A 4,854-nucleotide genomic window follows, 5' to 3' on the forward strand; every position below is an offset into this window, starting at 1 on the left:
ACGAACGCGCGACGACCCAGCTCCCAGCGGGCTTCTAACCCATGGGGGACACGGCCTGCCGCGCGCTGCCACAGCCTAACTTATCACAGGCCGCGCTCAGGAACTTACAAGGGGGACCGTCGAGCGTAGCGAAGACGGTGGTGGGGTGTCTTTGCTATATGTCCACCCGCTCGATCTATTGAACCTTGTTAAGAACCCCCACCACCGCATCTCACCGCGTAAACGCGGCTCGTGCGGTCCCCGGCACCGGCCGCCCGGCTCCCCAACAAGTTGGGGAGGTATAGAAAGGGTGTGACCAGCCCTCTACCGCATCAAACCTTCCCACATAGCAAGTTCGCAGGGGTGGCTTACCCTGCAAACGGAAATGCTGTGGCTGACTTGATCCATTCATCGACGGACAAGGTCTTGGTCACCGGCGGGGCGGCACGTTCGCGGCAGTTGGGGCGCTCGCATAACCGGCACATAGGGCCGGTTTCGACCGCCGCCGGATTGTTGAGGTCGAGCCCCTTCGCATAGACCAGCTTTTCGGCGTATTTCAACTCACAGCCGAGCCCCAGCGCCTGCTCGCTATAGGCCCCGCCGTCCCAGCCGCGCAGGCCCCGGTCGAGCGTGCGCGCCAGGGTGAAATAGCGTCCCTTATCCGGGGTTTCGATCACCTGGGTCAGCACACGTCCCGGCGACTGAAACGCCTGATGCAGGTTCCAGCGCGGGCAGGCCCCGCCAAAGCGCGAAAAGGGAAATTTTCCCGCCGCAAAGCGTTTGGAGACATTGCCCGCCGAATCTATCCGCATCATGAAGAATGGCACGCCGCGGCGGCCCGGCTGCGACAGGGTGGTCAGGCGGTGCGCCGCCTGTTCAAAGCTGACGCCGAACGGGGCGCGCAGCAGCTCCAGATCGTAGCCGCAGGCTTCGGCCGCGTCATGAAAGCGGCCATAGGGCATCAGGGTCGCGGCGGTCAGATAATTCAGCAACGCAATCTTGAAAAGGCGCGCCGAGGCGAGGTCCGGGGCCTTGGCGCGTTCGACGCGCGCATTCAGCTCATTGCCATACAAAGACAAGGCCAGTTGATAGACAATGGCGAAGGCGCGCGAGGAGGGGGCCAGCGTCTCTGACAGCATCAGCCGACGCCGGTGCGGATCGTAGCGCCGCTGATAGATCAGCATGACCGAGGCGGGCATGAAGCGCACCCCGATGCCGAACTCGCTTTGCAACCGGCGTTCGGCGGCAGCTTCAAGCGTGTGGGGATCAGCGCCCAGCGCCTCGAACAAAGCCTCCCCGCGCTCATCGAAGTCCGGGAAGTAGTTGTTGGCCGCCTGCACCTGATCGCGGGTCCAGTCGGCGGGCGAGTGTTCGTTGAGGATTTCCGCTGAACTGAGGTCGATCACCTCACGCACCTTGCGCTCCTTATAGGCGCGGTAAAGCCGCAGCATGGCCTCGGCTACGGTCGGGGAGGCGGCGACCAGATCAGCGATTTCGCGGCGCGGCGCGTGCAGGTCCCTGAACAACGGATCGCTCAGCACCTCGGCCAGATCGGCCTCACCCGACGGGTCGGCCTCCGAGGTGAAGCTGCGCATATCGAGGTCGTAGGTCGAGGCCAGCTTCAGCAGTACCTGCGCCGTCACCGGGCGCTGATTGCGCTCCAGATGGTTGAGATAGGAGGGCGACACGCCGAGGTCTTCGGCCATGCGCGTCTGGGTCAGACTCAGGTCGTGCCGCAGGCGTTTGAGGCGGCCACCCAGGAAGAGTTTGCGATCAAGTTCGGACATGGCCTAGTCCGCGACCGTCAACTGAATTTGCCCGCCATCCGGTGCCTCTTTAATCTGAAAAGCGACATGACCCGCCGAAGCAATCACCTGATCAGTGGGGGCTTGAGCTATATTGTCCGCTACATATTCGCCGCCCAAAGGTGCCCAGAGCTTAAGACAGTAGCTATAGCCCTCATGCAGATCGCCGATGGTATCGCGTGCCATTTCGACCAAGCATTCCATTTTCCAATCCACCTGAAAATCCGCGTCCTGTAACAATAGCCTGTAATCTGCATCACCACTGGCAATGGGTTCGCACAAGAGGTCTTCGGGGCATATCCTCCAGAATTGACCATCCATGGAGCTAAACAGAACATTGCCGAAGGCGTTTACCTCCAGCACTCGATCGGCTTCGAAACCAAGCCAGCCCCATTCCTTTTGAATGATATCGCGTAAGTTCATGGCGGCCTGCGCAAGTGTGATTTTGCGAGTCATTTAGTCACAAATTTACAAAACGAACAAGGTCGCGTTTTGCCAAATGACGCGGCATTTACCCACCCATCCCTACTATTTCGCTTATTTTCAGCGCTTAATCGTCTCATCAACAGCGCGGCCCTGCCGCCGGAAAGGAGACGTATTATGACAAATTCACCCATCTTCACACCGTTTCTGAGCCCGTTCGACCTTGTGACCGTCTATGCGTCCTCGTTCGGCGCGGCGGCCGTCCTGTCGCGTCAGGCCGCCCTGATGGCTCACCGCGAAAGCCTCAATCCCACCACCCCCCGGCCTGAGCGTCGGGATACGGAGACCCTGTCATGACCACTTTCGAGCAACTGGTGCCCAATGCCCCCAAGGGGCGCTTCGACGGCATTACCCGTCCGTACACGCCGCAGGAGGTCGAAAAGCTGCGGGGTTCGGTCCTTGTGCACAATACGCTGGCCGAGCGCGGGGCCAACCGCCTGTGGCAACTTCTGCACGAAGAGCCCTTTATCAATGCGCTGGGGGCTGTCACCGGCAATCAGGCCATGCAGATGGTGCGCGCCGGCCTTAAGGCCATCTATCTCTCCGGCTGGCAGGTGGCGGCGGATGCCAACACCGCTTCGGCCATGTATCCGGATCAGTCGCTTTACCCGGCCAATGCCGCCCCGGAGCTGTGCCGCCGTATTAACCGCACGCTTCAGCGCGCCGATCAGATCGAGCATTCTGAAGGCGGGGCCAAGCGCGACTGGTTCGCGCCCATCGTCGCCGATGCCGAAGCCGGTTTCGGCGGGCCGCTCAACAGCTTTGAGATCATGAAGGCCTTTATCGAGGCTGGGGCGGCGGGCGTGCATTTCGAGGATCAGCTCGCTTCGGAAAAGAAGTGCGGCCATCTCGGTGGCAAGGTGCTGATCCCCACTCAGGCGCATGAGCGCAACCTGATCGCGGCGCGTCTGGCGGCCGATGTGATGGGGGTGCCGACGCTCACCGTGGCGCGTACCGATGCCGAGTCGGCGCAACTGATCACGTCTGATATTGATGAGCGCGACCATCCGTTCATCGACCGCGACAGCCGCACGCCGGAAGGCTTCTTCCGCCTGAAGGCCGGGACGGGGCTCGATCACTGCATCGCGCGCGGTCTGGCCTATGCCAAATACGCCGACCTTTTGTGGTGGGAAACCTCGCACCCGGACCTCGACGACGCGCGCCGCTTTGCCGAGGCCGTGCACAAGGTCCATCCGGGCAAGCTGCTGGCCTATAACTGCTCGCCGTCCTTCAACTGGAAGGCCAGGCTGGACGAGGCGACGATCGCCAGGTTCCAGCGCGAGTTAGGGGCTATGGGCTACAAGTTCCAGTTCGTGACCCTGGCCGGCTTCCACTCGCTGAATAACGGGATGTTCGAGCTGGCGTCGGGTTATCGTGATCGCGGCATGGCGGCCTATTCCGAGCTTCAGCAGCGCGAATTTGCCAATGAGGCGGCAGGCTACACCGCTACCCGCCATCAGCGCGAGGTCGGCACCGGCTATTTCGACAAGATCGCCATGACCATCACCAATGGTCAGTCCTCGACCACGGCGCTGAAGGACTCGACCGAAACCGCTCAGTTTCAGGCTGAGCCCGCAGAGTAAAACCCGCAGAGTAAAGGAGTATTGCCATGAACGCCTACACCCGGCCTGATGCCATTATCGACTTCTGCCTCGCGCCGCTGAACCTCAATGCGGATGCGGCCGCCACGCAGGAAGCCCGCCGTCGCCTTGAACACGTCTTGCGGACCTATCAGCTCAAGCTGGCCCAGCCGGTCGAGGTTGATTTCACCCGTATGCCGACCCTGACCATCAATGAGGCGGCCCACGGGTACGAGTAGGGGCGTCACCCTCTGACAGAAATGACGCCTTTTCCACCTGCCCCTTCGCTGAACCTCGGCGGAGGGGCTTTGTTCATTTGACGCGCGGCGCGGCTTTCAGTAAGGCTTGGCCTGATCTCCCTGAGTTAGCTGGGCCTTATGTCTATGAGCACCGTTCCTCCTCCCGAAGTCATCTATGTCGATGGTCACAAGGTCGCCTGCAATGGCGGCGGTGGCGCGCTGGGTCACCCGCTGGTCTATCTGGAGCTGGGGGCCAATGGCGAAGTCGAATGCGGATATTGCGACCGCAAGTTCGTTCATAAGGACCACGCGCACGAATATCTGAGCCCGGCCCCGCGACCAGAAGGCGATCATTGATGAGATACCTTCACACGATGGTCCGTGTGAAGGATCTGGACGCGGCGCTCGATTTCTATTGCCGCGGTCTGGGTCTGTTCGAAGTGCGCCGCACGGCGAGCGAAAAGGGACGCTTTACGCTGGTCTTTCTGGCCGCGCCGCTCGATTCGGCCACTGCGACCGTCAATGGCGGTGATCGTGCCGCGCCGCATGTCGAGCTGACCTATAACTGGCCGGACGAAAACGGTAATGTCGAAGACTATACGGGCGGGCGTAATTTCGGGCACCTGGCCTATGAGGTCGATGACATCTATGCCGCCTGTCAGCATCTGATGGATATGGGCGTGGTGATCAACCGCCCACCGCGCGATGGCAATATGGCCTTTGTGCGCTCTCCGGACGGCATCAGCATCGAACTGCTGCAAAAGGGGG

At 61.2% G+C, this 4,854-nt stretch carries 7 protein-coding genes; 5 read left to right on the plus strand and 2 right to left on the minus strand.

Going from position 1 to position 4,854, the window contains the following annotated elements:
* Positions 1–347 precede the first annotated feature (347 nt).
* Both Q0072_RS18305 and Q0072_RS18310 read right to left on the minus strand, forming a co-directional pair.
* Positions 348–1,766, minus strand: a complete 1,419-nt coding sequence (locus Q0072_RS18305) for a short-chain fatty acyl-CoA regulator family protein (protein WP_298332995.1) — start codon at positions 1,764–1,766, stop codon at positions 348–350.
* A 3-nt stretch (positions 1,767–1,769) separates the two neighbouring features.
* A complete protein-coding gene (locus Q0072_RS18310; RefSeq protein ID WP_298332996.1) occupies positions 1,770–2,240 on the minus strand; it encodes a T6SS immunity protein Tdi1 domain-containing protein in 471 nt (156 codons plus the stop codon).
* Between the two features lie 144 nt (positions 2,241–2,384).
* Here Q0072_RS18310 and Q0072_RS18315 point away from each other — a divergent pair, with 144 nt between their 5' ends.
* The 5 genes from Q0072_RS18315 to Q0072_RS18335 all read left to right on the plus strand — a co-directional run.
* Positions 2,385–2,564, plus strand: coding sequence for a hypothetical protein (locus Q0072_RS18315; protein WP_298332997.1), 180 nt, complete (start codon positions 2,385–2,387; stop codon positions 2,562–2,564).
* Positions 2,561–3,850, plus strand: a complete 1,290-nt coding sequence (gene aceA / locus Q0072_RS18320) for an isocitrate lyase (protein ID WP_298332998.1) — start codon at positions 2,561–2,563, stop codon at positions 3,848–3,850. Before Q0072_RS18315 ends, aceA begins: the two co-directional genes overlap by 4 nt.
* A 26-nt stretch (positions 3,851–3,876) precedes the next feature.
* Positions 3,877–4,086, plus strand: a complete 210-nt coding sequence (locus Q0072_RS18325) for a hypothetical protein (RefSeq protein ID WP_298332999.1) — start codon at positions 3,877–3,879, stop codon at positions 4,084–4,086.
* A gap of 138 nt (positions 4,087–4,224) precedes the next feature.
* The gene (locus Q0072_RS18330; RefSeq protein ID WP_298333000.1) at positions 4,225–4,443 is read left to right on the plus strand and encodes a zinc-finger domain-containing protein; all 219 of its coding nucleotides are present in this window, start codon (positions 4,225–4,227) and stop codon (positions 4,441–4,443) included.
* Positions 4,443–4,854: VOC family protein (locus Q0072_RS18335; RefSeq protein ID WP_298333001.1), on the plus strand; the 412-nt coding region annotated here is incomplete at its 3' end. The genes Q0072_RS18330 and Q0072_RS18335, both read left to right, overlap by 1 nt.

The organism is Asticcacaulis sp., assembly GCF_027484505.1.
Classification (GTDB): domain Bacteria; phylum Pseudomonadota; class Alphaproteobacteria; order Caulobacterales; family Caulobacteraceae; genus Asticcacaulis.

What these genes read in the sequence shown, in the direction of transcription:
- Q0072_RS18330 (WP_298333000.1), top strand. Translation starts at nt 4,225, where the DNA reads ATGTCTATGAGCACCGTTCCTCCTCCCGAAGTCATCTATGTCGATGGT.
- Q0072_RS18325 (WP_298332999.1), top strand. Translation starts at nt 3,877, where the DNA reads ATGAACGCCTACACCCGGCCTGATGCCATTATCGACTTCTGCCTCGCG.
- aceA (WP_298332998.1), top strand. Translation starts at nt 2,561, where the DNA reads ATGACCACTTTCGAGCAACTGGTGCCCAATGCCCCCAAGGGGCGCTTC.
- Q0072_RS18305 (WP_298332995.1), bottom strand. Translation starts at nt 1,766, where the DNA reads ATGTCCGAACTTGATCGCAAACTCTTCCTGGGTGGCCGCCTCAAACGC.
- Q0072_RS18315 (WP_298332997.1), top strand. Translation starts at nt 2,385, where the DNA reads ATGACAAATTCACCCATCTTCACACCGTTTCTGAGCCCGTTCGACCTT.
- Q0072_RS18310 (WP_298332996.1), bottom strand. Translation starts at nt 2,240, where the DNA reads ATGACTCGCAAAATCACACTTGCGCAGGCCGCCATGAACTTACGCGAT.